The following is a 22,028-nucleotide window of genomic DNA, read 5'->3' as shown; positions in this document are numbered from 1 at the left end:
CCCGGTTGGCGCCGCGGCCAAGCCGGGGGACGGCGGATGTCAGGCGCTAGCCTGGTCACCATGTCGAACGGCACGATTCCCAGGTGGCGCAGCATGCGTGCCGATCGCACGCGAGAACGTACCGTCGTCCTCAACCAGCTCCTCCTGGGCGTCGTGTCGCTGTTCTCGGCATTGATCGCCTTCTCGATGGGGGCGATCGCCGTCGTCGAGGCCCTCATAGGCGGGATGCTCCTGGTCGCCGTCATCACTGGTGTCGCCCTGGCCGTTCCTTGGAACCGCGTACACGCGCTGTGGAGCGCGCTTCTTCCGATCTCGGACATTTTCGCGATCGCCATCCTGAGGGAATCGAACCCTTCGGCGGGGTTCTCGCTGCTGTGGATCTTCCCCGCGATGTGGATAGCCGGAGCCTTCGGCCTGCTCGGGCTCGTCGTCGTGAACATCCTGGCAAACGGCGTCTATTGGCTGACCGTGGCGCTGGACCCTGCGCAGTCGTTGACTCCCGTGGTCATCCTCATCCCGATGATGATCATCGCCGTTTCCACCACGTCTTATGTGGCGGCCAAGCGTGCTTCGGCGCAGCGCTCGCTCCTCGATGCTCAGGCCCGTCTGCTCGCACGAGCCGTCGAACGGTCACGTCGCCAGGAGGATATGGTCACCGAAGTCCTCGACGCGGTCGATTTCGGCGTCATCCGTCTGGGGGCGAGCGGAGAGGAATCCGTTCGCAACGAGGCACATGCGCGGATGCAGCGAATGATCGCGACCGGTGGAGGGGAGCAAGCGGCATACGCTGAAGACGGGCTGACTGAGTTGAGCGTCGAGGAGACACCGCTTGCGCGCGCACGCCGAGGTGAGACCTTCGATGGCGATCTCGTCTGGTACGGCAGACCCGGAAAGGGGCGCCGTGCCCTCAGCGCGACATCCCGAGCGCTCGAGAACGCGACAGGAGAACGCGTCGGCGGCATCTTCGTCTCGCGTGATGTGACGGCCGAGGTGATGGCGCTGCGTGCGCGCGAGGATCTCGTGGCTTCCGTGTCGCACGAACTGCGTACGCCGTTGACCGCGATCCTCGGCTACCTCGAGCTCGTTCTGGACGCCGGCGACCTGTCGCCGAGTTCGCGGCGCGGCCTGGAGGTCGCCGAACGCAATGCATCCAGGCTCCTGGACATCATCGCGGATCTTCTCGCCGTGTCCGTCGACCACCACGGCGGGGTGCAGCTTTCATTCACGCCCGAGTACGTGAAGCTCGACGAGATCATTCGCGCGAGCATCGAGGCGATCATCCCGCGCGCGATGGAACGGCAGATCACCCTCGAGGACGCGGGAGTCGAGGCCGTCACCGCATACGTGGACCCGCTCCGCATCCGTCAGGTGGTCGACAACGTCATCGGAAACGCCGTCAAGTACAACGTCGACCAGGGACGCGTGGAGGTCGGTGTGACCGCCGATGTCGACCACGCCTGGATCGTGGTGCGCGACTATGGCACCGGCATTTCGGCCGAGGAACTTCCGCGGCTGTTCGAGCGCTTCTTCCGAGCCGACGCCGTTCGCAACACCACCACGCATGGAAGCGGCCTCGGATTGTCGATCAGCCGCGACATCGTGAGAGCACACGGTGGCGAGATCACTGTGCAATCCGAACTGGGCGGCGGATCGACGTTCCTGATCCGCCTGCCATTGTTCGAGAAGGGGAGACGCAGCTGATGGAACTCGAGATCGCGACTGTCTCCGTGATGACGGCAGTCGTCGTGGTCACGGCCGGAATCCTGTTCATCGTGGAGACGGTGCTTCGAGAGGACGATGCCGTCGGCCGGACCTGGTCGATCGCCTTCGTCTCGGGCATTCTCGCCGCCGTCGCATACGCGGTGTGGGCGTTCGCTCCGCAGACGTGGGGCGCAGTGGCGGTGGGTAACGCCGCTTTCGTCGCCAGTGCGGGGTTCATGTGGCTGGGCTGCCGGCGGTTCAGCAACCGGCGCGTCGGCTGGGCAGAGGCCGTTGTCGTCGTCATCACGCTCGCTGCGGGGGCGGCGGTCGTCGTTCGAGGACCTGACGGCGGCGGGTGGGCCGGTGCGGAAGTCATGTTCTTCGGGCTGTTCCTGCTGCCCGGCGCGGCCGCGTGGGAGATCGCCCGCGGCTCCCTTGCCGGCATCAAGACTGCCGCCGCGCTCACGGTCGTGTTCGGGATCGAGTCCCTGTACTACCTCGCGCGGTTGTTCGTACTGCTGTTCACCGGTCCTGAGAGCGAGACCTTCACCGTCTGGTGGGGCACGGTTCCCACGAGCATCCTCACGATCGTCCTCACGATCGTCGTGGTCGTCACAGCCTCCGTTCTGCGGGCCGAGCGTGCGGGGCTTCGTGGCCGGCGCACGCTGGCCAACCCGCGCGTCACGTTCACAGGCGTCCTCGAGCCGATCTGGTTCGAGCGCTTCCTCGCTGACGCCGTCGAACGGGGCAGTTCGCGCGATGAGCTGGTGGCCGTGATCTCGACGAGAATCGATGACCTCCCCATGATGTCGACCGCGTTCGGCGCCAGCGAGGCCGAGAGCGTGCGTACCGCCTGGCATGACGCGGTGCGTCTGCACGCGCCGACGCAGACGTGGATCGGCGACGACGGGGCCGGGGGGCTCGTGCTCAGCGCCGTCGTCGAGTCGGAGGCCGACGCCAGAAGACTCGCGGCTGGCCTGCACCGGGCGATCTACGACGAGCTCAATGGCGTGGAGGCCAGCGTGATCCCGGTGCTCGGCGTCGGGATCGCCTTGAGCGATCGGGCCCACAGCGACGCGAGCTCTCTCATCGAAGCTGCTCGAGCCGCCGCATCGGAGGCTGCGATCAGCGACGACACGAGCATCGTCGTCGCGCGCTGACGGTCTCAGGCTGTGCGGCGGTATCCGATCCCGCGCACCGTTTCGATCCACCGAGGATCGGCGGGAGACTCACCCAGTTTGCGTCGCAGGTTGGCCACGTGGACCTCGATCGCCCGTGTGTCGTGCTCGCTGATGAAGTCGCTCGCCATTCCGCGTTCGCCGCGGACGACGAGCGCCAGCTGCGCTTTGCTGACCACGCGCCCGGCTGACTGAAGGAGCTCGACCAGGATGTCGAACTCGCTGCGTGTGAGCTCCAACATCGCGCCGTCCTTCTCGACGATGCGCATCTCGGGCTGCACCCGCAGACCGCGGTGCTCGATGCCGATCTCGCGATCCACGCGGCTCGCCGCGGGTTCAGCGGCGTCGCTCTGCAAGGCACGAGGACGACGGAGCATCGCTTCGACCCGCGCGCGTACCTCCCGAGGACGGAACGGCTTGGTGATGTAGTCGTCGGCACCCGACTGCAGCCCCAGGAGAGCGTCGATCTCCTCGGATCGGGCAGTGAGCATGAGGAGATAGGTCGAGCTGAACGCGCGGATGCGCTTCGCTGTCTCGAAGCCATCCATGCCCGGCATGCTCACGTCCAGAGTCGTGATCACGGGGTCATGGTCGCGCACGAGTTCGACGCCTTCGATGCCGGTCCCGATCGCATGCACGGTGAAACCCGCTTGTTCGAGGATGTCGGTCAGGAGGAGGCGGATGTCCGGCTCATCCTCGATGACGACGGCGACACTCATGTGCGGCGACTCCTCACTCTCCGCCCCAGTGCCCTCGGCCTTCGTGGCCGGTGCGTGGCGCGTCGGTGCAAGCGGAGCTTCGGCGATGATATCGCAGAAGATGCGCCGGAAATCCTCACCCGGCACTGTAGCCCCGATGCCGTATCACGAGCACCGGGATGCGGTGCCGGCTTCCGCGACTTGGAAGAAGATCGTTGTCACCTGCCAGTCCGCTCCGGTTCCGCGTACGCGAGGGAGCTGCCCGCATGTCCAGCCGTCCCGCGGCGTGAACTGCGCTCCCGCAAGAACGGAGGCGTTCTTCCACGACCACGATGTTCCTTTCCCTGTCGCCGTGTTGAGGTCGACGTCGAACGCGACGGAGCGTGTGCCGCTCGGAGTCTGGAAGTTGATGTAGTAGTTCCTGGTCTGCTTCCCCGCTTCGCCCCAGCCGAGGTAGGTGATGCCGCTCACCGCGCAGCCCGGCAGTACCTTGCCATCCTGGCCGTAAGCGGTGCACCCGTTCGTGGTCGTGCTCGTCCACGTTCCCGCCGTGATCACGGCTGAGGCATGCGTGTGATCGACCCAGGCCGCCGAGGTGTCGTCGAAGAGGCTGAGTCCCCCAGGGGCGGCAACCGTGCCCGCGCCGAACATCAGTGCAGTAACGAGCGCCAGCACCGAGAGCAGTCGTTTCACGCGAGCGCCGGCGTCCGACGGGGGCCGCTCGGGGGCGTCAGCAGGCTGAGACCGAGCAGTCCGAGGAGGCCCGCGAGAAGCGGCAGTGCGACTGCCGGTGTCGTCATGCGCATGGCGGCCGTGCCCCACCCTGACAACTGCAGGGCCGGCCGCCACACTTCCCCAGAAATCGTGTAATCGAGTGCGTCGGAGTACTCGTTGTTGTCCCCCTTCATCGTCACCGTGTAGCCGCCGACGCCATTCGGAGCGATCGCTTCGATCCGGTGGGTGACAAGGTCGCCGGTCAGCTCGCTCGGCAGGCTGACGACATCGCCTGCGACGAGATCCTCTGCCGCGACGCGGGTATCGACGATGAGATCGCCGGTCATGATCCCGGGCTCCATCGATCCGGAGATCACGATGAGCGGCTTGATCATTCCGAGAGCCGTCGCTCCCCAGACCAGCCCGCAGGCCACGCCGGCAGCGGCCAGCGCCCAGAGGGCGATGAGGGAGATGCGTCGCAGGATCTGCATGATCGATGTTCCTCGTCGTGAAGGGGGTGAAATGTCAGGAGGTGGCGGTCGCCGAGATCGTGACGACGACGGTGCCGGACTTGCCCTGATTGACAGGCGCCCAGTCCGATGGTGTGGTCACGGTGAGCTGGAACTGGTCCTGTGCACCAGTGCCGCCGGTGGGGGTGAGGGAGGCGACCAGACCCGAGACCGCAACCGTGGGCTTCGTCGTGAAGGTCGAGTTCGATGCGAAGGCCACCTGCGACGTGAGTGCAGCGTTCACAGAGCTCTCGTTGCGTACCCAGAGGTCGAGCGTGCGGGTCTGGCCGGGCAGCAGGTTGGCGAGCTGGCTGGTCGGAATGGTCAGCTCGATCGCGTCGGCGTTGCCCGACTGCGTCCACGTCTTCCCGTCCAGCGATCCCTGCAGGTCGAAGGTCGCTGCGGCGGCGGGAGCGGCGAACAGGGTGTTGTCCGTCCAGGCGGCGCTGGTGATCGCTGCACCGACTCCGCCGACTGCGAGAGCCGCAAGGCCGAAGGCGACGAGAGGGTGGCGCTTGCGGCGCTCCTTGGTGGGCACGTTCTGGGAGGTGTTCGTTGTCATGTCTTAGACAGTAGGAACACGACCTCAGCCGGCCCGCAGATCCACGTCAACGGTGTGCAAGGTTTCCCTCAGGTTTTCGACGACGGGTGCCGACCGGGCTCGTGGCAGACTGGGACGCATGCCCCTCATCGCCCTGACCGGCGGCATCGCCTCCGGGAAGTCCACGATCGCCCGTCGACTTCAGGAGCGCGGCGCGATCGTCGTGGACGCGGATCAGATCGTGCGCGATGTGCAGCAGCCAGGCTCGCCGGTGCTGGCGGAGATCGCCTCCGCGTTCGGTGACGGGATCGTCGCCGCCGACGGTTCCCTCGATCGCGCCTCGCTCGGCGATCGGGTGTTCGGAGACGCCGAAGCCCTGAAGCGGCTCAACGCGATCGTCCACCCGGCCGTCCGCGCGGAATCCGCTCGGCGCTTCGACGCGGCCTTCGTGGAGGATGCCGGGGCCGTCGTCGTGTACGACGTGCCTCTGCTCGTCGAGGCTCGGGTCGACGACCCGTGGGACACGATCGTCGTCGCGCACGCCCCCGCCGAGGAGCGGCTGCGCAGGCTCGTAGAGCTGCGCGGGATGGCGCCTGACGCCGCCCAGGCGCGCATCGACGCCCAGGTTCCCGACGAGAAGCGCCTTGCGATCGCCGACATCGTGATCGACACGTCCGGCACTCTCGAGCACACGATCGAGCAGACGGACGCCGTCTGGAACCAGCTCGCGGCAGAGTGAGCGCGCCGGACTTCGCCGGCCACGTTCCCGGTTCGAGCTCGTACCGACGACTCATCGCGGGACTTTTCTTCGCCGGAGTGGCGACGTTCGCACAGCTGTACTCGCTGCAAGCCGTGCTGCCCGAGGTGAGCACGGATCTCGGCGTTCCGCCGGCGACCGCGGCCTTGACCGTGTCGGCGGCGACGCTCGGCATCGCGACAGCAGTCGTGCCCTGGTCGATGGTCGCAGATCGGATCGGCCGGATCCCGGCGATGGCGATCGGCATCATCAGCGCGACGGCCCTCGGTCTCGCGGCACCGTTCAGCGGAGGGATCGAGATGCTGCTGGCGCTGCGCCTCGCGGAGGGGCTCGCGCTCGGCGCCGTTCCGGCCGTCGCGTTGGCGTACCTCAGCGAAGAGGTGCACATCCGATACGTCGCTGCGGCCGCGGGCAGCTACACGGCCGGAACCACGGTCGGCGGGCTCTCCGGTCGCCTGATAGCCGGCCCGCTCGGCGAGGCCTTCGACTGGCGGCTCGGCGCGGGGCTCGTCACCGTGCTCTGTGCGATCGCCGCAGCAGGGTTCCTGTGGCTGGCGCCGCGCGCGCGTCGGTTCATCCCGGGCCGGCATCGTGCGGATGCCGGCCCGGGGATGCTGACGCGCCTGGCCCGCGCGCTGCGCGCGCCGCAGCTGCTGGCGCTCTACGGTCAGGGGTTCCTGCTCATGGGAGCCTTCGTCGCCGTGTACAACTATCTCGGTTTCCACCTGATCGGCCCGCCGTTCCTCCTGCCCGTGTGGTTGGTGACGCTGCTGTTCCTCGCCTACCTCGCCGGCACAGTGTCATCGCCCTGGGCGGGTTCGCTGGCATCCCGATTCGGGCGACGACGCGTGCTGCTCACCGCGATCGGCGTCTTCGGCGCCGGGGCCGCCCTGATGCTCGTCCCGCAGCCGATCGTGATCCTGGCGGGCCTGGTGATCTTCACCGGCGGCTTTTTCGGTGCGCACGCGATCTCCTCGAGCTGGGCGCCGGTGCTCGCGGATGCGGACAGTCGAGCGCAGGCGCCGTCGCTCTACTACTTCGCGTACTACGCGGGGTCGAGCCTGTTCGGCTGGGCACTCGGCATCGTCTTCGGCACGGTCGGGTGGAACTGGTTCCTGCTGACGGTGCTCGCGATGGCCGGGCTGGCGGTGGTCATCGCGATGACGGTGCTGCGCCCGGCTGCTCGTACCGGCGGACGTCCCTGACGTCCACGTCCCTGCGCTTGCGGCTGCGACGTCGGAACAGCATGATCACGGCGACGATCAGCCCGATCAGCAGGAGACCCGCCAGCACGGGCACGATGATCGCCAGAGCTGCGAGCAGGAACGACGCGCCGTCCTCAGCAGTGCTCAGGACCGGTGCGGCCAGGCCGCCGGTGACGGTGTTCGCGGCGAGACGGCCGGTCGCCTTCGTCACGTGCACGACGAGTGCGATGACGATTCCGGTCACGATCGGCACCCAGGTGTTCTGCGAGAAGAACGCCGAGGGGTCATCGACCGCGACGGTCTCGGCACTCGCACCTGCGCCGAAGACGATGCCGCCTGATGCCGGCCGCAGCACGCTCTGGACGACGTCGTTGATCGAGTCGAGGGCGGGGATCTTATCGGCGACGATCTCCAGCGCGAGGAGCGCACCGAGGATCCACAGCGCGATGTCGCTCCCGATCCACGACCAGCCGGCCGGCAGGTTCACCGCGGGGAGGAATCGGTCGGCGAGGCCGAGCAGGAACAGCGGCATCCAGGCGTTGAGGCCGGCGGATGCCGCGAGGCTGGAGCCGATCAGGAACTCGATCATGCCGCCACTCTAGATCCGCGAACCGCCGCCGACCATGCGCACCGGCCGAGTGCGATGCGCTGAGCCCGCCGCAGTGTCGGTGGTGGCGCTTACGCTGGAATCATGCAAACCACTCGCAGTGTCCGGCCGTTCGAGGTGATCAGCGAGTACATGCCTGCCGGCGACCAGCCGCAGGCGATCGCCGACCTCGCAGCGCGCATCAACGCCGGCGAGACCGACGTCGTACTGCTCGGCGCCACCGGTACCGGCAAGTCCGCGACGACAGCATGGCTCATCGAGCAGGTGCAGCGTCCGACTCTCGTCATGGCGCACAACAAGACGCTCGCCGCTCAGCTGGCCAACGAGTTCCGCGAGCTCATGCCGAACAACGCCGTCGAGTACTTCGTCTCGTACTACGACTACTACCAGCCAGAGGCCTACGTCCCGCAGACGGACACCTTCATCGAGAAGGACTCGTCGATCAACGCCGAGGTCGAGCGGCTGCGGCACTCCACGACCAACTCGCTGCTCAGCCGCCGCGACGTCGTCGTGGTCTCGACCGTGTCGTGCATCTACGGCCTCGGCGCGCCGGAGGAGTACCTTCGGGCGATGGTGGCCCTGCAGGTGGGGGAGCGCTACGACCGCGACGCCCTGATCCGGCAGTTCATCGCGATGCAGTACAACCGCAACGACGTCGACTTCTCGCGCGGCAACTTCCGCGTGCGCGGCGACACGATCGAGATCATCCCCGTCTACGAAGAGCACGCGATCCGCATCGAGCTGTTCGGTGACGAGATCGAAGGGCTCTACTCCCTGCATCCGCTCACCGGCGACGTCATCGAGAAGCTCGACGCCGTGCCGATCTTCCCCGCATCGCACTACGTGGCGGGTACGGATGTGGTGCAGCGTGCCATCGGCACGATCGAGACGGAGCTCGCTGAACGGCTGGCCGAGTTCGAGCGGCAGGGCAAGCTCCTCGAGGCGCAGCGGCTGCGCATGCGCACCACCTTCGACCTCGAGATGCTGCAGCAGCTCGGGTTCTGCTCCGGCATCGAGAACTACTCCCGCCACCTCGACGGCCGCGCACCCGGTGAGCCTCCCCACACGCTGCTGGACTTCTTCCCCGATGACTTCCTGCTCGTGATCGACGAATCGCACGTCACCGTGCCGCAGATCGGCGCGATGTACGAAGGCGACGCGTCGCGAAAGCGCACCCTCGTCGACCACGGATTCCGCCTGCCGAGCGCGATGGACAACCGTCCGCTGCGCTTCGACGAATTCAAGAACCGCATCGGCCAGACCGTCTACCTCTCGGCGACTCCGGGCAAATACGAGATGGGCATCGCCGACGGCGTGGTCGAGCAGATCATCCGTCCGACGGGCCTCGTCGACCCCGAGATCATCGTCAAGCCGTCGAAGGGCCAGATCGACGACCTGCTCGAGGAGATCCGGATCCGCGTCGAGAAGGACGAGCGCGTGCTCGTGACGACGCTGACGAAGAAGATGGCCGAAGAGCTGACCGACTTCCTCGGTGAGCACGGCGTCCGGGTGCGATACCTGCACTCCGACGTCGACACCTTGCGCCGTGTCGAGCTGCTCAGCGAGCTGCGACAGGGCGTGTACGACGTGCTGGTCGGCATCAACCTCCTCCGTGAGGGGCTCGACCTGCCCGAGGTGTCGCTGGTCGCGATCCTGGATGCCGATAAGGAAGGCTTCCTGCGGTCAGGCACGTCGCTCATTCAGACCATCGGGCGCGCGGCGCGAAACGTGTCGGGCCAGGTGCACATGTACGCCGACAACATGACCGACTCGATGGCGAAGGCGATCGAGGAGACCGACCGACGTCGTGAGAAGCAGGTCGCGTACAACAAGGAGAACGGCATCGACCCGCAGCCGCTCCGCAAGCGCATCGCCGACATCACCGACGTGCTCGCGCGCGAGGCGTCCGATACGCAGGAGATGCTGCGCGGCAAGGGCAAGACGAAGTCCGGGAGGGGCAAGAGTCCGACACCGCAGCTGCGTCGTGAGGGGCTTGCAGCCGAGGGCGCGCAGCAGCTCGAGTCGATGATCGAAGACCTCTCAACGCAGATGCTCGCAGCCGCATCCGAGCTCAAGTTCGAGCTCGCGGGGCGCCTCAGGGACGAGGTTCAGGACCTGAAGAAAGAGCTTCGCGCGATGGAGCGCGCGGGCCACGCTTGAGCAAGAGGGAATCGACCATGGATGCTGCCGCCACCGAACTCGCAGACCGTGTTCGTGCTCTTCTGATGTCCGAGCCCGGGCTCGAGGAGAAACGGATGTTCGGCACCCGTGCGTTCCTGTTGAACGGTCGGATCCTCGTCGGCACGCGCAACGAGGGTGTGCTGCTCGTGCGGGTCACCGAAGAGAAGGGCACGGCTCTGCTCACCGAACCCGGCGTCGCCATCGCCGTGATGGGGGCGAAGACGATGGGGCCGAGCTGGCTGGACGTCGAGTCGACCGCGATCGAAGACGACGAGTCGTTGATGTTCTGGGTGGACGCGGCGCGCGAGAGTGCCGCAGAGACGGCCGAGTAGGTCAGCTGTCGAGCGGCGCGTCAGGCCGGGCAGTGCATGAGCGGCTTCGGCCCGCTCCGGTCGATCTCATGCTCCGTCATCGGCCGCCCGCACAGGGGGCAGGCGCGTTCCGCGCGCTGAGCGGCGGTCGGTGGAGGAGTCGCTTCATACGGTCCGACCGCTGCGGGCCCGGCGAGCCTGATGAGGTTCGTATTGAACCATCGGTACAGCCCGCCCGCTTCGCGGATGCGTGTGCGCAGCGGCACTCGGTCTGAACTGTTCTCCATATCCCTTAGTGTACTAAGGATTAGTGGTCTATGTATAATCGAGACGTGACTGCCACGGACGACATGCTCAAGCTCGAGAACCAACTGTGCTTCGCGCTGGTCACGGCTGCTCGCAACGTCGTCGCGATCTACCGTCCGATCCTCGAGCCGCTGGGGCTCACCCACCCGCAGTACCTCGTGATGCTCGCGCTGTGGGAAAGATCACCTCGATCGCTGAACGATCTCGCAGCTGACCTCGCGCTCGACCCCGCGACGGCATCCCCACTCGTCAAGCGCCTGGAGAAGGAGGGGCTGATCGCCCGTGAGCGCAGCAGCGCAGACGAGCGCCGACTCGACATCCGCCTGACCGAGGCCGGCGCCAGCCTGCGCGAGCGCGCGATCGATGTCCCGCGTCAGGTCATGGAGGCCGTCCACATGGACATCGATCAGGTCGCGGCACTCCGCGACGGGCTATCCCCATTCGCCGGTCGCGTCGCAGTCTGATCGGCGCCGACGCCTAGGCTGAAGGCATGTCGTCTGCGCGCCCGAACTCCTCCAGGGGTCTCGGATGAAGCGGGTCGCGACCGCGGTCGGGTTGATCGGAATCTTCGTGGTCGTCATGCTGGCGGCATCCGTTCAGGGCATCCCGGTGATCACACCGCCCGACTTCCTCTCCGCAGACGGCGCCGTGTTCGACGAGCCGCAGCCCAGCGGGTCGCCGGCAGCATCGCCACCGCCGGAACAGGACTTCGATCTCGCCACCACGATCATCGGCACCATCTTCCTGATCGTCGTCATCGCGACAGTCGCTCTCATCGCGATCCTCCTCGTTCGCGCTCTGATGAGGTACTGGCGCGAACGACCGCTTCGCAGCCGGGCGGGTGGCGACGTCGATTTCGAGTCGACGGCTCAGGAAGCCGCCCAGGAGGCGGATGCCGTCGCGCCGGCGATCAGGCGGGGGATCGACGGCGCGCTGCGCTCGATCGACGCCGAGTCCACCGCTACCGACGCGATCATCGCCGCATGGGTCGGGCTGGAGGAGAGCGCGGCGGACGCGGGGATCGCCCGTGGGATGAGCGAGACACCGTCCGAGTTCGCCCTGCGGATCATCACTCGACGCGCCGGCATCACAGAAGCGGCCGGCGACCTCCTCGGACTCTACGAACGCGTCCGATTCGGCGACTACGTCGCAGGGGTGCACGACCGATCAGCGGCCCGCACGGCGCTGCAGACGATCGAGGAGAGCTGGAGATGACTCGCAGCCGCACAATCTCATCGATCGTCGTGGCCATCGTCGCGACCGCGGTTTTGGTGTTGGCCATCCGTGTCGAGCCGGGGTTCGCGATCGCGTGGGGAGTGCTCGCCGGGGTGCTCACGCTGTGCGCTCAGCTCGTGATCCCCGAGGACCCGCGAGTGGACTCTCCTCGCATCCCCGCGGAGCCCGAACGCCGTGGCACCGCGATCTCGCGGATGGCATGGTCGCTCAACACCCGCACCGGAGAGGCCGGCGAGCAGATCAAGCGGCGCGTGCGCGGCATCCTGCGCCAGCGGCTGTTGCGTCGCGACCTCGACATCGATGACCCGACGCACCGCGAACTCATCGAGACGCAGATCGGCGCCGGACTGTGGACCCGGCTGACGACCGCAGGCGCCAAGCGTCAGGACATCGAACGCGCGCTCGGCGCGATCGATGAACTCTCGCCGACCAAGGAGAAGCAATGACCGAGAACCCCACGATCGCCGACACAGGAGCGCGGATCCTGGCCGCGGTGCGCACTGTCGTCGTCGGCATGGACGACACCGTGGAGATCGCGCTGGCGACGATCCTGGCGGGTGGACACGTGCTCTTCGAGGACGTCCCAGGGCTCGGGAAGACTCTCGCGGCTCGAAGCCTGGCGTCTGCGCTCGGGCTGGACTTCCGACGGCTCCAGTGCACGCCGGACATGCTCCCTGGCGACGTCACCGGTTCATACGTCTACGCCCCGGATTCCGGTGACTTCGTGTTCCGGCCAGGACCGATCTTCACCGGACTGCTGCTGGCGGACGAGATCAACCGCACGACGCCGAAGACGCAGTCCGCGATGCTCGAGGCGATGGCAGAGCGACAGGTCACCGTCGAAGGAAACAGCTTCCCGCTGCCCGCGCCGTTCCACGTGATCGCGACGTCCAACCCGATCGAGTACGAGGGAACCTACGCCCTCCCGGAGGCGCAGCTCGACCGCTTCATGGTGCGGCTGTCCGTCGGATACCCGGAGGCAGCAGGCGAGACGCAGATCCTGCTCAATCGGATGGCACGCCAGCAGGAGGCGACGCACGTCGCCGCCGTGATCGACGCCGCGCGCCTGGTCGAGGTGCAGCAGGCCGTCGAGGCGATCCACGTGCACCCCGACATCGCGCGGTACTGCGTCGACGTCGCGGCGGCCACGCGACACGCGCAGAACGTCGCAGTGGGCGCATCGCCGCGCGGCTCGCTCGGGCTCCTTCTGCTCGGCCGTGCGCTCGCTGCGCTGGACGGTCGCGAGTACGTCCGCCCCGACGACATCAAACGCATCGCTGTGCCCGTCCTCGCGCACCGGCTGACGCTGACGCCCCAGGCCTGGGCGCAGGGCGTCAGCGCCGAGCAGATCGTCGCGAACGTCGTCGGTCAGGTACCGGTGCCGCCCACCGTGGGTGCGCCCGTCTGATGACCACCGCGACCACTCGTACACGCTGGGCACCCGCGGTCGTGATCGGCTTCTTCGGAGCGATCGCGCTCGCCGCCGCCGGGTTGGTCTTCTCGCGTGCTGACATCGTCGCGATCGGACTGCCGTTGGCGATGCTCAGCGTGGCGGCCGCGTTTCGACGGTCGGATGCTGTTCCGCTCACGGTCTCGCTCGCTCCAGAGCAGGCGACAGATGAGGGCGCGATGCTGCTCACCGAGGTGCGTGTCACGAGCGATGCAGAGCTCGCGGAGCTCGTGCTCGTTCAGGCGGAGCGGCGCACCAGGCGGATGCTCGTGCCCACTGACGGCTCGGCGACCGTCGCTCGCAGCCGTGCGCTGCACTCCGGTCCTCTAGCGGCCGTGAAGGCTTCGGCCAGAGGAGTCTCAGCCGACGGCCTGATCCTCGGCCGGCCGACTCCGGTGATCCAACAGGTCCGCAACGTCGCTCCGACGCCCATCGTGCTGCCGCACCTGCCGCTGTCACCGCGGCTCACCGGCATGCACGGCAGTCACGAGGGGCGTCGACTCGGGCAGGGCGGCGACTTCCGCGACATCCACCAGTTCGTCCCCGGCGACGAGTTGCGCCGCGTCGACTGGCGGGCCACAGCCCGGATGGCGCGCCGACCAGGCGACCTCATGGTGCGTCGGACGAACACCCTCAGCGACACGACCATGGTGATCGCCATGGACACCGCAGACGACCTCGCCACGATGGCGGCCACGTGGGGGAGCGGCGACCTCGAGCGCAGCGGCCCGACCTCGCTCGACCTGTCGAGACAGGCGGCGCGCTCGATCGCGAGGGCCGCTGTCGGCTCGGGAGACCGCGTCGCGCTGCACGTGCTCACCCACGGCGGTCGTTCCGTGCGCAGCGGTGCGGGCTCCCGTCACCTGGCACGCGTGGAGGCGGCGATCGCGGCGACGGGTGCGGCAGGGGAGGACGCGCGGTTCCGCCGCACGCCGCCGGTGCCGCACGGTTCGGTGATCTTCGTGCTCTCCACGTTCTTCGAGGGAGCGGCGTCCGATGTGTCCTTGATGTGGCGCGCCTCCGGACACCGGGTCGTCGCAGTCGACATCCTTCCCGCCCTCGATGTCGCCCGGTTGACCCGAGAGCAGCAGATCGCTCTGCGAGTGGTCCTCGCCGAACGGGAGGACGTCCTGCACGATCTGCGCGGAGCAGATGTCGATGTCGTCTCCTGGCGCGACGATCCGGCGATTGCTCTGAGCGCCGCAGGGAGGTCACGATGATGACCGAGAGCGGCCAGCGGAACGACTGGATCCGCACCGGCCCGGCACTTCCCGGTGCTGTGCTCCACTTCGTTCTGCCGCTGACCGCCGCGATCGCCGCTGTGCAACTCCTGCCAGTGCTCTGGTGGCAGGTGGCGATGGTCGGTTTCGCGGTGCTCGGGATGCTCGTCCCGCAGACGCTGGCCGGATGGCTCTCGATCGCCTGCCTGGCGATCGGGATGCTGCTGACGGAGCCGGGCGTGTGGCAGACGATGCTCGCGGTGCTCGTCGTGCATGTCATCCACGTGCTGTCATCACTGCTGCCGCTCGTGCCATGGCGAGGGCCGGTCGTGCTCGCGGCGCTTCTCCCTACGCTGCGCAGACTCCTGGTGGTGCAGCTGATCGCACAGCCGCTGACGTTCGCGGTGATGCTCGTGCAGACGTCGGGTGGCGCGACGATCGGGTGGTCCGTCCTGGTGGGCGCGGCGTGCGTCGCCGGCTTCGCCGTGCTGTTCCTGCTGCGTGCGAAGCGGCGCTCCGACCGAGCCTGAACGTCCTCTCGGCCCGAATGTCTGTGGCCCCTCGTAGACTTGTTCGGTGCCCATCGTCCCCGTCGCCACCCCAGGAAAACTCAGTGTTCGCGGTGCCCGCGTCCACAATCTCAAGAACGTCGATATCGACATCCCACGCGACTCGCTGGTCGTGTTCACCGGCCTGTCAGGGTCGGGCAAGTCGAGTCTCGCCTTCGACACGATCTTCGCCGAGGGTCAGCGCCGGTACGTCGAGTCGCTGAGCGCGTATGCACGACAGTTCCTCGGTCAGGTCGATCGGCCGGATGTGGACTTCATCGAGGGTCTGAGCCCCGCCGTCTCCATCGACCAGAAGTCGACGAACCGCAACCCGCGGTCGACCGTCGGCACGATCACCGAGATCTACGACTACATGCGCCTGCTCTGGGCGCGCATCGGCATCCCGCACTGTCCGCAGTGCGGTGAGCGCATCCAGCGTCAGACCGTGCAGCAGATCGCTGACCAGCTCATGGAACTGCCCGAGCGCACCAGGTACCAGATCGTCGCCCCCATCGTCTCGCAGAAGAAGGGCGAGTTCGTCGACCTGTTCCGCGAGCTGGGTGCGAAGGGCTACTCGCGTGCGATCGTCGATGGCGACCTCATCCAGCTCTCCGAGCCGCCGACGCTGAAGAAGAGCTACAAGCACGACATCGCGGTCGTCGTCGATCGCCTCGTGGCGTCCGACGACATCCTCAGCCGCGTCACCGATTCGGTCGAGACCGCGCTCGGACTCGCGGGCGGCGTGGTGCAGGTGAACTTCGTCGATGAAGAGGGCGACGACGCCTGGCAGTCCTTCTCCGAGAAACTCGCCTGCCCGAACGGGCATCCGATCACACTCACTGAGATCGAGCCGCGCACGTTCTCGTTCAACGCGCCCTTCGGAGCGTGCCCCACCTGCTCGGGTCTGGGCACGCGGATGTCGGTCGACGTCGATCTCATGCTCGCCGACGAGGAGCTCTCGATCCGCGAGGGAGCGATCATCCCGTGGACGACGCAGGGCAAGGGGCTGTTCCAGTACTACGAGCGTCTGCTCGAAGGACTCGCGCGTGACCTGAAGTTCTCGCTCGACACGCCATGGAAGGACCTGCGCGTCGACGTGCAGGATGCCGTGCTGCGCGGTGACAACTACAAGGTCACGGTGAAGTGGAAGAACCGCTACGGCCGCGAGATGCGCTACGCATCGGGCTTCGAGGGCGTCGTGCCGTACATCGAGCGGCAGTACGCCCAGGCAGAGAGCGACAACCAGCGTGCGCGCTGGGCGGAGTACCTGCGCGAGGTGCCGTGCCCGGTGTGCGACGGCAACCGCCTGAAGCCCGAGGTTCTCGCGGTCAAGGTGCACGGCCACTCGATCGCCGAGGTCTCTCATCTGAGCCTCGGTGACGCCCGCGATTTCATGGAGAAGCTCAAGCTCAGCGACCGTGAGGCGAAGATCGCCGCTCAGGTGCTGCGCGAGATCCGTCTCCGGCTCGACTTCCTGCTTCAGGTCGGGCTCAACTACCTGAACCTCAGCCGGTCCGCAGGATCCCTGTCCGGTGGCGAGGCGCAGCGCATCCGCCTGGCGACGCAGATCGGGTCCGGCCTCACGGGCGTCCTGTACGTCCTCGACGAGCCCTCGATCGGACTCCACCAGCGCGACAACCGTCGCCTCATCGAGACGCTGCAGAAGCTGCGCGACCTCGGCAACACTCTGATCGTCGTCGAACACGATGAGGAGACGATCGAAGCGGCCGACTGGGTCGTCGACATCGGTCCCGGTGCCGGTGTGAACGGCGGCGGAGTGGTGCACTCCGGGCCCTATTCCGCGCTGCTCGGCGATACCGAGTCCATGACGGGCGACTACCTCTCCGGTCGTCGTGCGATCCCGACGCCGAAGAAGCGCCGCAAGATCGACAAGAAGCGTCAGCTCACCGTGGTCGGCGCTCGCGAGAACAACCTGAAGAACGTCACGGCCGAGTTCCCCCTCGGAGTGCTCACGGCTGTGACGGGCGTCAGCGGCTCAGGCAAGTCTTCGCTCGTGAACGACATCCTCTACCGCGTCCTGGCATCCAAGCTCAACGGCGCCCGCACCCTCGCGGGCAAGCACACCCGTGTCACCGGGCTCGACAACCTCGACAAGGTCGTGCACGTCGACCAGGCGCCGATCGGCCGCACTCCGCGGTCGAACCCGGCCACGTACACCGGCGTGTTCGACCGGATCCGCTCGCTGTTCGCCGAGACGCCGGAGGCGAAGGTGCGCGGCTATCAGCCCGGTCGCTTCAGCTTCAACGTGAAGGGCGGCCGCTGCGAGGCGTGCTCCGGCGACGGCACGATCAAGATCGAGATGAACTTCCTGCCCGACGTGTACGTCGACTGCGAGGTCTGCCACGGCAAGCGGTACAACCGCGACACGCTGGCCGTGCACTACAAGGGCAAGAACATCGCCGACGTGCTCGAGATGCCGATCGAAGAGGCGGCCGAGTTCTTCGAACCGATCCAGGCGATCCACCGCTACATGAAGACGCTCGTCGACGTCGGCCTCGGCTACGTCCGTCTCGGACAGTCGGCGACCACGCTCTCCGGAGGCGAGGCGCAGCGCGTCAAGCTCGCGACCGAGCTCCAGCGGCGCAGCAACGGCCGCAGCGTCTACGTGCTCGACGAGCCGACGACGGGTCTGCACTTCGAAGACGTCCGCAAGCTCCTCGAGGTTCTGGGCGGCCTCGTCGACAAGGGCAACACCGTGATCGTCATCGAGCACAACCTCGACGTCATCAAGTCGGCGGACTGGGTCATCGACCTCGGCCCCGAGGGCGGCTCCGGCGGCGGAGAGATCCTCGCCACGGGCACCCCGGAGCAGATCGCGCGCGTCGAGGACAGTCACACCGGGCTGTTCCTCGCAGAGATCCTCGGGGAGGGGCGCGGAGCTCAGGAATCGGGAGAGAAGCGCAAGGCCAGCTGATGGCCGACGTCCTCCCGTACAAGCCGAAGCAGGGCGAGATCCCGACCGCGCCCGGCGTCTACCGGTTCCTGGATGCGCAGGGGCGAGTGCTCTACGTCGGCAAGGCGAAAAGCCTCCGGCAGCGGCTGTCGAACTACTTCGCGCCGCTGCGCACCCTGCACGAGCGCACGCGGCGGATGGTGACGACGGCGGCATCGGTCGAATGGACCGTCGTTCCCACTGACGTCGACTCCCTGCAGCTCGAGTACATGTGGATCAAGGAGTTCGATCCGCCCTTCAACGTCCGATACAAGGACGACAAGTCGTACCCGTTCATGGCGATCACGCTCGGTGACGAGGCGCCGCGGGTCATCGTCACGCGCAACAGGAAGATTCCCGGCGCACGGTACTTCGGGCCCTACCCGAAGGTGTGGGCGGTGCACGAGACGATCGACCTGATGATCAAGGCATTCCCGATCCGCACCTGCAGCGATGCGAGCTACAAGCGCGCCATGGCTACCGGGCGCCCGTGCTTCCCTGGACAGATCGGAAAATGCGGTGGGCCGTGCTCGATGACCGTGACCATCGAGGAGCACAGGGCGATCGTCGACGATTTCGTGGCGTTCATGGCCGGAGGCGACGAGCGCTTCACCAAGGAGCTCACGGCACGGATGCTCTCGGCCTCGGCCGCGATGGACTACGAGGCCGCCGCGAAGTACCGTGATCAGCTCGCGTCGATCGACGCCGTCCTCGGCAAGAGCGCGCTCGTGCTGCCGGCGGATGAGGATGCCGATCTCTTCGGCATCGCCGAGGATGAGCTCTCAGCAGCGGTGCAGCACTTCTCGATCCGCGGCGGTCGAGTCCGTGGAGTGCGTGCGACCACGATCGAGAAGGAGATCGACATCTCCGGGGCCGACCTCGTCGACCAGGTCCTGCAGCGAGCCTACGGCGAGGGCGTCGATGTGCCGCGCCGGGTGCTGGTGCCTTCGCTCCCCGACGACGCGGCGGAGCTCGAGGTGTGGCTGCAGGAGCGACGCGGCCGCAGAGTCGAGATCGCGGTCGCGCAGCGAGGACAGCGCGCCGAGCTCATGCGCACAGCCACGCTCAACGCGCAGCAGGCCCTGATCCGGCACAAGACCCGCCGCACCAGTGATTACGTCGCCCGCACCCAGGCGCTGACCGATCTGCAGGAAGCGCTCGATCTCGAGACGGCGCCACTGCGCATCGAGTGCTTCGACATCTCGCACCTCGGCGGCACGAACGTGGTCGCCTCGATGGTCGTGTTCGAAGACGGGCTGCCGCGAAAAGACCAGTACCGCTCGTTCAACATCGCCGAGACCACCGATGACACCGATTCGATGTACCAGGTGCTCATGCGCAGACTGGCCTACCTCGACCGGCCGGAGGAGGCCGACCCGGAACCCGCCGTCGTCACGGATCCGGTCGCCGAGGGCGAGGTCGTGACGACCCGAAAGCGGCCCCGGTTCTCATACCCGCCGCAGCTGCTGCTCGTCGACGGCGGCAAGCCGCAGGTCGAAGCGGCCGCGCGCGCCCTGCGCGACTCCGGTCATACCGAGATCGGTCTGTGCGGCATCGCCAAGCGGCTGGAGGAGGTGTGGATTCCGGGGGATGACTTCCCGGTCATCCTGCCGCGAACGAGCGAGGCCCTGTACCTGCTCCAGCGACTGCGGGACGAGGCGCACCGCTTCGCGATCACACATCAGCGCAAGCGTCGCCGCCGCGACATCTCCTCTGTGCTCGAAGAGGTTCCGGGGCTGGGGGCATCACGCATCAAGGCGCTCTTGAAGCACTTCGGCTCGGTCGCCGCGCTCAAGGGGGCGACGTCAGAGCAGATCCAGGAGGTCCCCGGCATCGGGCCGGCCCTGGCGCTCAGCATCCACACGCACCTCGTGAATGGATAGGCTGGACTCCACAGGAAGAGGGAGTACCGATGACCACCGAGGAGAAGAACGAATTCCTCATCGTCACCGGCATGTCCGGTGCTGGACGATCCACCGTCGCCAACGCGCTCGAGGACCTCGGCTGGTACGTGGTCGACAATCTTCCGCCGCAGATGCTCCGTCCGCTGCTCGACCTCACCGACATCGGCGGCGGGGCTCTTCCGAAGGTTGCTGCCGTCGTCGACGTCCGCGGTCGCAACCTGTTCAACGACTTCCCCGAAGTCGCCAGAGCGCTGCGCTCCCGTGGCAGCGTGCGGGTGGTGTTCCTCGACGCATCCGACGATGTCCTCGTGCGCAGGTTCGAGTCGGTCCGACGGCCGCACCCCTTGCAGGAGGACGGCACCCTGCTCGACGGCATCAGACTCGAGCGTTCGCGACTCACGCTCGTGCGCGAAGCCGCGGACATCGTCATCGACACGTCGTCGCTCAACATCCATCAGCTGGCGACGCAGGTCTCCGAGACCTTCTCGGAGGAGGGGGCCGCCCGACACCGGCTGACCATCCTCAGCTTCGGCTTCAAGTACGGGCTCCCGACCGACGTGGATCTCGTCGCCGATATGCGGTTCCTTCCCAACCCGTACTGGAACGACGACCTGCGCGGCTTCACCGGACAGGACGCGCAGGTGCGCGACTACGTGCTCTCTCAGGAGGGGGCGACCGAGTTCCTCGAGGCGTACGCAACGGCTCTGGTGCCGGTTCTCGAGGGATACCAGCGCGAGAACAAGGGGCACTCGACCGTGGCGATCGGATGCACCGGCGGGAAGCACCGTTCTGTCGCGATGGCGGAGGAGCTCGCGAAGCGACTCTCGAAGATCCCCGGGGTCGCGGTGAGCGTGCGGCACCGGGATCTCGGTCGGGAGTAGGCCGGGGCATCGCGGCCGGTAAACTGATTCTTTGCGTCGCGATCGACGCGCGAAGCTTCCAAGGAGTCCCGTGGCACTTACCACCGATGTCAAGGCTGAGCTCGTCAGCATCCGCAACGCACCGCCGACGGTGCGTGTCGCCGAGGTCACCGCGATCCTCCGGTTCGCCGGGGGACTCCACTCCATCGCCGGCCGCGTGGCGGTCGAGGCTGAAGTCGACGCGGATCTGCTGGCTCGCCGGGTCGCTCGAGACCTGGCAGAGATCTACGGTGTCCGGCCCGAGATCGCCCAGGTCCAGTCCGCGAGCTCGCACGACGGAGCCCGGTACGCCGTCCGCGTCATCAGCGCGGGGGAGACGCTGGCCCGCCAGACCGGCCTGCTCGATCAGCGCCGACGTCCGGTCCGCGGACTGCCCAACCGACTCACCACCGGTTCACGGGAGGAGATCGCCGGCCTGTGGCGCGGTGCGTTCCTCGCCGCCGGGTCGCTGTCCGAGCCCGGTCGCTCTGCGATGCTCGAAGTGTCCTGCCCGAGCTCCGAGGCCGCCATGGCGCTCGTCGGCGCAGCCCACCGCCTCGGCGTCGCGGCCAAGGCCCGCGAGGTCAGGGGAATGCCGCGCGTCGTCGTTCGCGACGGAGAGGCGATCCGCTCGATCCTCGCGCAGATGGGCGCCCAGAAGACGGCTGCCGCGTGGGAGGAGATGCGCCAGCGCCGAGAGGTTCGCGCCGGCGTCAACCGCCTGGTCAACTTCGACGACGCGAACCTCCGCCGCTCGGCGCAGGCCGCTGTCGCCGCGTGCGCTCGTGTCGAGCGGGCCCTGGAGATCCTCGGCGAGACCGTCCCCGATCACCTGCGCATGGCGGGTGAGCTGCGACTCTCGCACCGCGACGCCAGCCTCGACGAACTCGGACACCATGCGGACCCGCCGCTGACGAAGGATGCCGTCGCCGGCCGCATCCGTCGGCTGCTCGCCATGGCGGACAAGCGTGCGCAGCAGGACGGCATCCCCGGCACGGAGTCGGCGGTGCCCGCCGGCCTCGACGTCTGAATCCCGGGTCTTCCTCGCAGCACGATCCGTCATCCGCGGAAGCATCTTGGCCGCACTTGCGTTGTCGTCAGTAGGATGAA

22 protein-coding genes are annotated in these 22,028 nt (G+C 67.4%); 16 read left to right on the top strand and 6 right to left on the bottom strand.

What is annotated here, in order from left to right:
* Positions 1-60: 60 nt before the first annotated feature.
* Positions 61-1,701, top strand: a complete 1,641-nt coding sequence (locus LQZ87_RS08315; protein ID WP_230102996.1) for a HAMP domain-containing sensor histidine kinase — start codon at positions 61-63, stop codon at positions 1,699-1,701.
* The gene (locus tag LQZ87_RS08310; RefSeq protein WP_230102995.1) at positions 1,701-2,861 is read left to right on the top strand and encodes a hypothetical protein; all 1,161 of its coding nucleotides are present in this window, start codon (positions 1,701-1,703) and stop codon (positions 2,859-2,861) included. The genes LQZ87_RS08315 and LQZ87_RS08310 overlap by 1 nt, the downstream gene beginning before the upstream one ends.
* A 5-nt stretch (positions 2,862-2,866) precedes the next feature.
* Here LQZ87_RS08310 and LQZ87_RS08305 read toward each other — a convergent pair whose 3' ends face one another.
* The 4 genes from LQZ87_RS08305 to LQZ87_RS08290 form a co-directional block, all read right to left on the bottom strand.
* The gene (locus LQZ87_RS08305; protein ID WP_230102994.1) at positions 2,867-3,598 is read right to left on the bottom strand and encodes a response regulator transcription factor; all 732 of its coding nucleotides are present in this window, start codon (positions 3,596-3,598) and stop codon (positions 2,867-2,869) included.
* 144 nt (positions 3,599-3,742) lie between these two features.
* The gene (locus LQZ87_RS08300) at positions 3,743-4,270 is read right to left on the bottom strand and encodes a hypothetical protein (protein ID WP_230102993.1); all 528 of its coding nucleotides are present in this window, start codon (positions 4,268-4,270) and stop codon (positions 3,743-3,745) included.
* Positions 4,267-4,782, bottom strand: coding sequence for a signal peptidase I (locus tag LQZ87_RS08295; protein ID WP_230102992.1), 516 nt, complete (start codon positions 4,780-4,782; stop codon positions 4,267-4,269). The genes LQZ87_RS08300 and LQZ87_RS08295 overlap by 4 nt, the downstream gene beginning before the upstream one ends.
* A 34-nt stretch (positions 4,783-4,816) precedes the next feature.
* Complete coding sequence (locus tag LQZ87_RS08290) at positions 4,817-5,362, bottom strand: hypothetical protein (protein ID WP_230102991.1); 546 nt, start codon at positions 5,360-5,362, stop codon at positions 4,817-4,819.
* A gap of 118 nt (positions 5,363-5,480) precedes the next feature.
* Between LQZ87_RS08290 and coaE the strand changes: the two genes are divergently transcribed.
* Positions 5,481-6,080, top strand: coding sequence for a dephospho-CoA kinase (coaE, locus tag LQZ87_RS08285; RefSeq protein ID WP_230102990.1), 600 nt, complete (start codon positions 5,481-5,483; stop codon positions 6,078-6,080).
* Positions 6,077-7,303, top strand: coding sequence for an MFS transporter (locus tag LQZ87_RS08280; RefSeq protein WP_230102989.1), 1,227 nt, complete (start codon positions 6,077-6,079; stop codon positions 7,301-7,303). The genes coaE and LQZ87_RS08280 overlap by 4 nt, the downstream gene beginning before the upstream one ends.
* On the opposite strand, the gene LQZ87_RS08275 is transcribed toward LQZ87_RS08280, so the two are convergent.
* Positions 7,251-7,892 (bottom strand): DUF4126 domain-containing protein, encoded by a 642-nt coding sequence (locus tag LQZ87_RS08275; protein WP_230102988.1) that lies wholly within the window; start codon positions 7,890-7,892, stop codon positions 7,251-7,253. The two genes, LQZ87_RS08280 and LQZ87_RS08275, sit on opposite strands and share 53 nt — an antisense overlap.
* 102 nt (positions 7,893-7,994) lie before the next feature.
* On the opposite strand from LQZ87_RS08275, the gene uvrB reads away from it, so the two are divergent.
* Both uvrB and LQZ87_RS08265 read left to right on the top strand, forming a co-directional pair.
* Positions 7,995-10,070: an excinuclease ABC subunit UvrB gene (gene uvrB / locus LQZ87_RS08270; protein ID WP_230102987.1), complete on the top strand. Its 2,076-nt coding sequence runs from the start codon at positions 7,995-7,997 to the stop codon at positions 10,068-10,070.
* A gap of 17 nt (positions 10,071-10,087) precedes the next feature.
* Positions 10,088-10,423, top strand: a complete 336-nt coding sequence (locus LQZ87_RS08265) for a TfoX/Sxy family protein (protein WP_230102986.1) — start codon at positions 10,088-10,090, stop codon at positions 10,421-10,423.
* Positions 10,424-10,443: 20 nt separating this feature from the next.
* Here the strand turns inward: LQZ87_RS08265 and LQZ87_RS08260 are convergent, their stop codons facing one another.
* On the bottom strand, positions 10,444-10,689 hold the full coding sequence (locus tag LQZ87_RS08260; RefSeq protein WP_230102985.1) for a hypothetical protein: 246 nt from the start codon (positions 10,687-10,689) through the stop codon (positions 10,444-10,446).
* 45 nt (positions 10,690-10,734) lie between these two features.
* Here LQZ87_RS08260 and LQZ87_RS08255 point away from each other — a divergent pair, with 45 nt between their 5' ends.
* The 10 genes from LQZ87_RS08255 to whiA all read left to right on the top strand — a co-directional run bounded on the left by LQZ87_RS08255 (position 10,735) and on the right by whiA (position 21,948).
* Entirely contained in the window at positions 10,735-11,172 is a 438-nt protein-coding gene (locus tag LQZ87_RS08255; protein ID WP_230102984.1) for a MarR family transcriptional regulator, read from the top strand.
* 64 nt (positions 11,173-11,236) lie between these two features.
* Positions 11,237-11,923, top strand: a complete 687-nt coding sequence (locus tag LQZ87_RS08250; RefSeq protein ID WP_230102983.1) for a DUF4129 domain-containing protein — start codon at positions 11,237-11,239, stop codon at positions 11,921-11,923.
* Complete coding sequence (locus tag LQZ87_RS08245) at positions 11,920-12,390, top strand: hypothetical protein (protein WP_230102982.1); 471 nt, start codon at positions 11,920-11,922, stop codon at positions 12,388-12,390. The genes LQZ87_RS08250 and LQZ87_RS08245 overlap by 4 nt, the downstream gene beginning before the upstream one ends.
* The gene (locus LQZ87_RS08240) at positions 12,387-13,352 is read left to right on the top strand and encodes a MoxR family ATPase (protein ID WP_230102981.1); all 966 of its coding nucleotides are present in this window, start codon (positions 12,387-12,389) and stop codon (positions 13,350-13,352) included. Before LQZ87_RS08245 ends, LQZ87_RS08240 begins: the two co-directional genes overlap by 4 nt.
* On the top strand, positions 13,352-14,614 hold the full coding sequence (locus LQZ87_RS08235) for a DUF58 domain-containing protein (RefSeq protein WP_230102980.1): 1,263 nt from the start codon (positions 13,352-13,354) through the stop codon (positions 14,612-14,614). Before LQZ87_RS08240 ends, LQZ87_RS08235 begins: the two co-directional genes overlap by 1 nt.
* Positions 14,611-15,144, top strand: coding sequence for a hypothetical protein (locus tag LQZ87_RS08230; RefSeq protein WP_230102979.1), 534 nt, complete (start codon positions 14,611-14,613; stop codon positions 15,142-15,144). The genes LQZ87_RS08235 and LQZ87_RS08230 overlap by 4 nt, the downstream gene beginning before the upstream one ends.
* A gap of 46 nt (positions 15,145-15,190) precedes the next feature.
* The gene (gene uvrA, locus LQZ87_RS08225; RefSeq protein ID WP_230102978.1) at positions 15,191-18,097 is read left to right on the top strand and encodes an excinuclease ABC subunit UvrA; all 2,907 of its coding nucleotides are present in this window, start codon (positions 15,191-15,193) and stop codon (positions 18,095-18,097) included.
* Positions 18,097-19,998, top strand: coding sequence for an excinuclease ABC subunit UvrC (gene uvrC / locus LQZ87_RS08220; protein WP_230102977.1), 1,902 nt, complete (start codon positions 18,097-18,099; stop codon positions 19,996-19,998). Before uvrA ends, uvrC begins: the two co-directional genes overlap by 1 nt.
* A 29-nt stretch (positions 19,999-20,027) precedes the next feature.
* A complete protein-coding gene (gene rapZ, locus LQZ87_RS08215; RefSeq protein WP_230102976.1) occupies positions 20,028-20,900 on the top strand; it encodes an RNase adapter RapZ in 873 nt (290 codons plus the stop codon).
* 70 nt (positions 20,901-20,970) lie between these two features.
* Positions 20,971-21,948: a DNA-binding protein WhiA gene (gene whiA / locus LQZ87_RS08210; RefSeq protein ID WP_230102975.1), complete on the top strand. Its 978-nt coding sequence runs from the start codon at positions 20,971-20,973 to the stop codon at positions 21,946-21,948.
* Positions 21,949-22,028 lie beyond the last annotated feature (80 nt).

This window comes from Microbacterium sp. Bi121 (assembly GCF_918698005.1).
Lineage (GTDB): Bacteria > Actinomycetota > Actinomycetes > Actinomycetales > Microbacteriaceae > Microbacterium.
Note: the sequence above shows the minus strand (reverse complement) of the source record. Positions and strands in the feature narration are given on the sequence as shown.

Coding starts and splice junctions, on each gene's coding strand:
- LQZ87_RS08240 (WP_230102981.1), top strand. CDS start 12,387: ATGACCGAGAACCCCACGATCGCCGACACAGGAGCGCGGATCCTGGCC.
- LQZ87_RS08315 (WP_230102996.1), top strand. CDS start 61: ATGTCGAACGGCACGATTCCCAGGTGGCGCAGCATGCGTGCCGATCGC.
- LQZ87_RS08275 (WP_230102988.1), bottom strand. CDS start 7,892: ATGATCGAGTTCCTGATCGGCTCCAGCCTCGCGGCATCCGCCGGCCTC.
- rapZ (WP_230102976.1), top strand. CDS start 20,028: ATGACCACCGAGGAGAAGAACGAATTCCTCATCGTCACCGGCATGTCC.
- LQZ87_RS08305 (WP_230102994.1), bottom strand. CDS start 3,598: ATGAGTGTCGCCGTCGTCATCGAGGATGAGCCGGACATCCGCCTCCTC.
- LQZ87_RS08230 (WP_230102979.1), top strand. CDS start 14,611: ATGATGACCGAGAGCGGCCAGCGGAACGACTGGATCCGCACCGGCCCG.
- LQZ87_RS08290 (WP_230102991.1), bottom strand. CDS start 5,362: ATGACAACGAACACCTCCCAGAACGTGCCCACCAAGGAGCGCCGCAAG.
- LQZ87_RS08250 (WP_230102983.1), top strand. CDS start 11,237: ATGAAGCGGGTCGCGACCGCGGTCGGGTTGATCGGAATCTTCGTGGTC.
- LQZ87_RS08265 (WP_230102986.1), top strand. CDS start 10,088: ATGGATGCTGCCGCCACCGAACTCGCAGACCGTGTTCGTGCTCTTCTG.
- LQZ87_RS08245 (WP_230102982.1), top strand. CDS start 11,920: ATGACTCGCAGCCGCACAATCTCATCGATCGTCGTGGCCATCGTCGCG.
- uvrB (WP_230102987.1), top strand. CDS start 7,995: ATGCAAACCACTCGCAGTGTCCGGCCGTTCGAGGTGATCAGCGAGTAC.
- uvrC (WP_230102977.1), top strand. CDS start 18,097: ATGGCCGACGTCCTCCCGTACAAGCCGAAGCAGGGCGAGATCCCGACC.
- LQZ87_RS08310 (WP_230102995.1), top strand. CDS start 1,701: ATGGAACTCGAGATCGCGACTGTCTCCGTGATGACGGCAGTCGTCGTG.
- coaE (WP_230102990.1), top strand. CDS start 5,481: ATGCCCCTCATCGCCCTGACCGGCGGCATCGCCTCCGGGAAGTCCACG.
- LQZ87_RS08235 (WP_230102980.1), top strand. CDS start 13,352: ATGACCACCGCGACCACTCGTACACGCTGGGCACCCGCGGTCGTGATC.
- LQZ87_RS08260 (WP_230102985.1), bottom strand. CDS start 10,689: ATGGAGAACAGTTCAGACCGAGTGCCGCTGCGCACACGCATCCGCGAA.
- LQZ87_RS08295 (WP_230102992.1), bottom strand. CDS start 4,782: ATGCAGATCCTGCGACGCATCTCCCTCATCGCCCTCTGGGCGCTGGCC.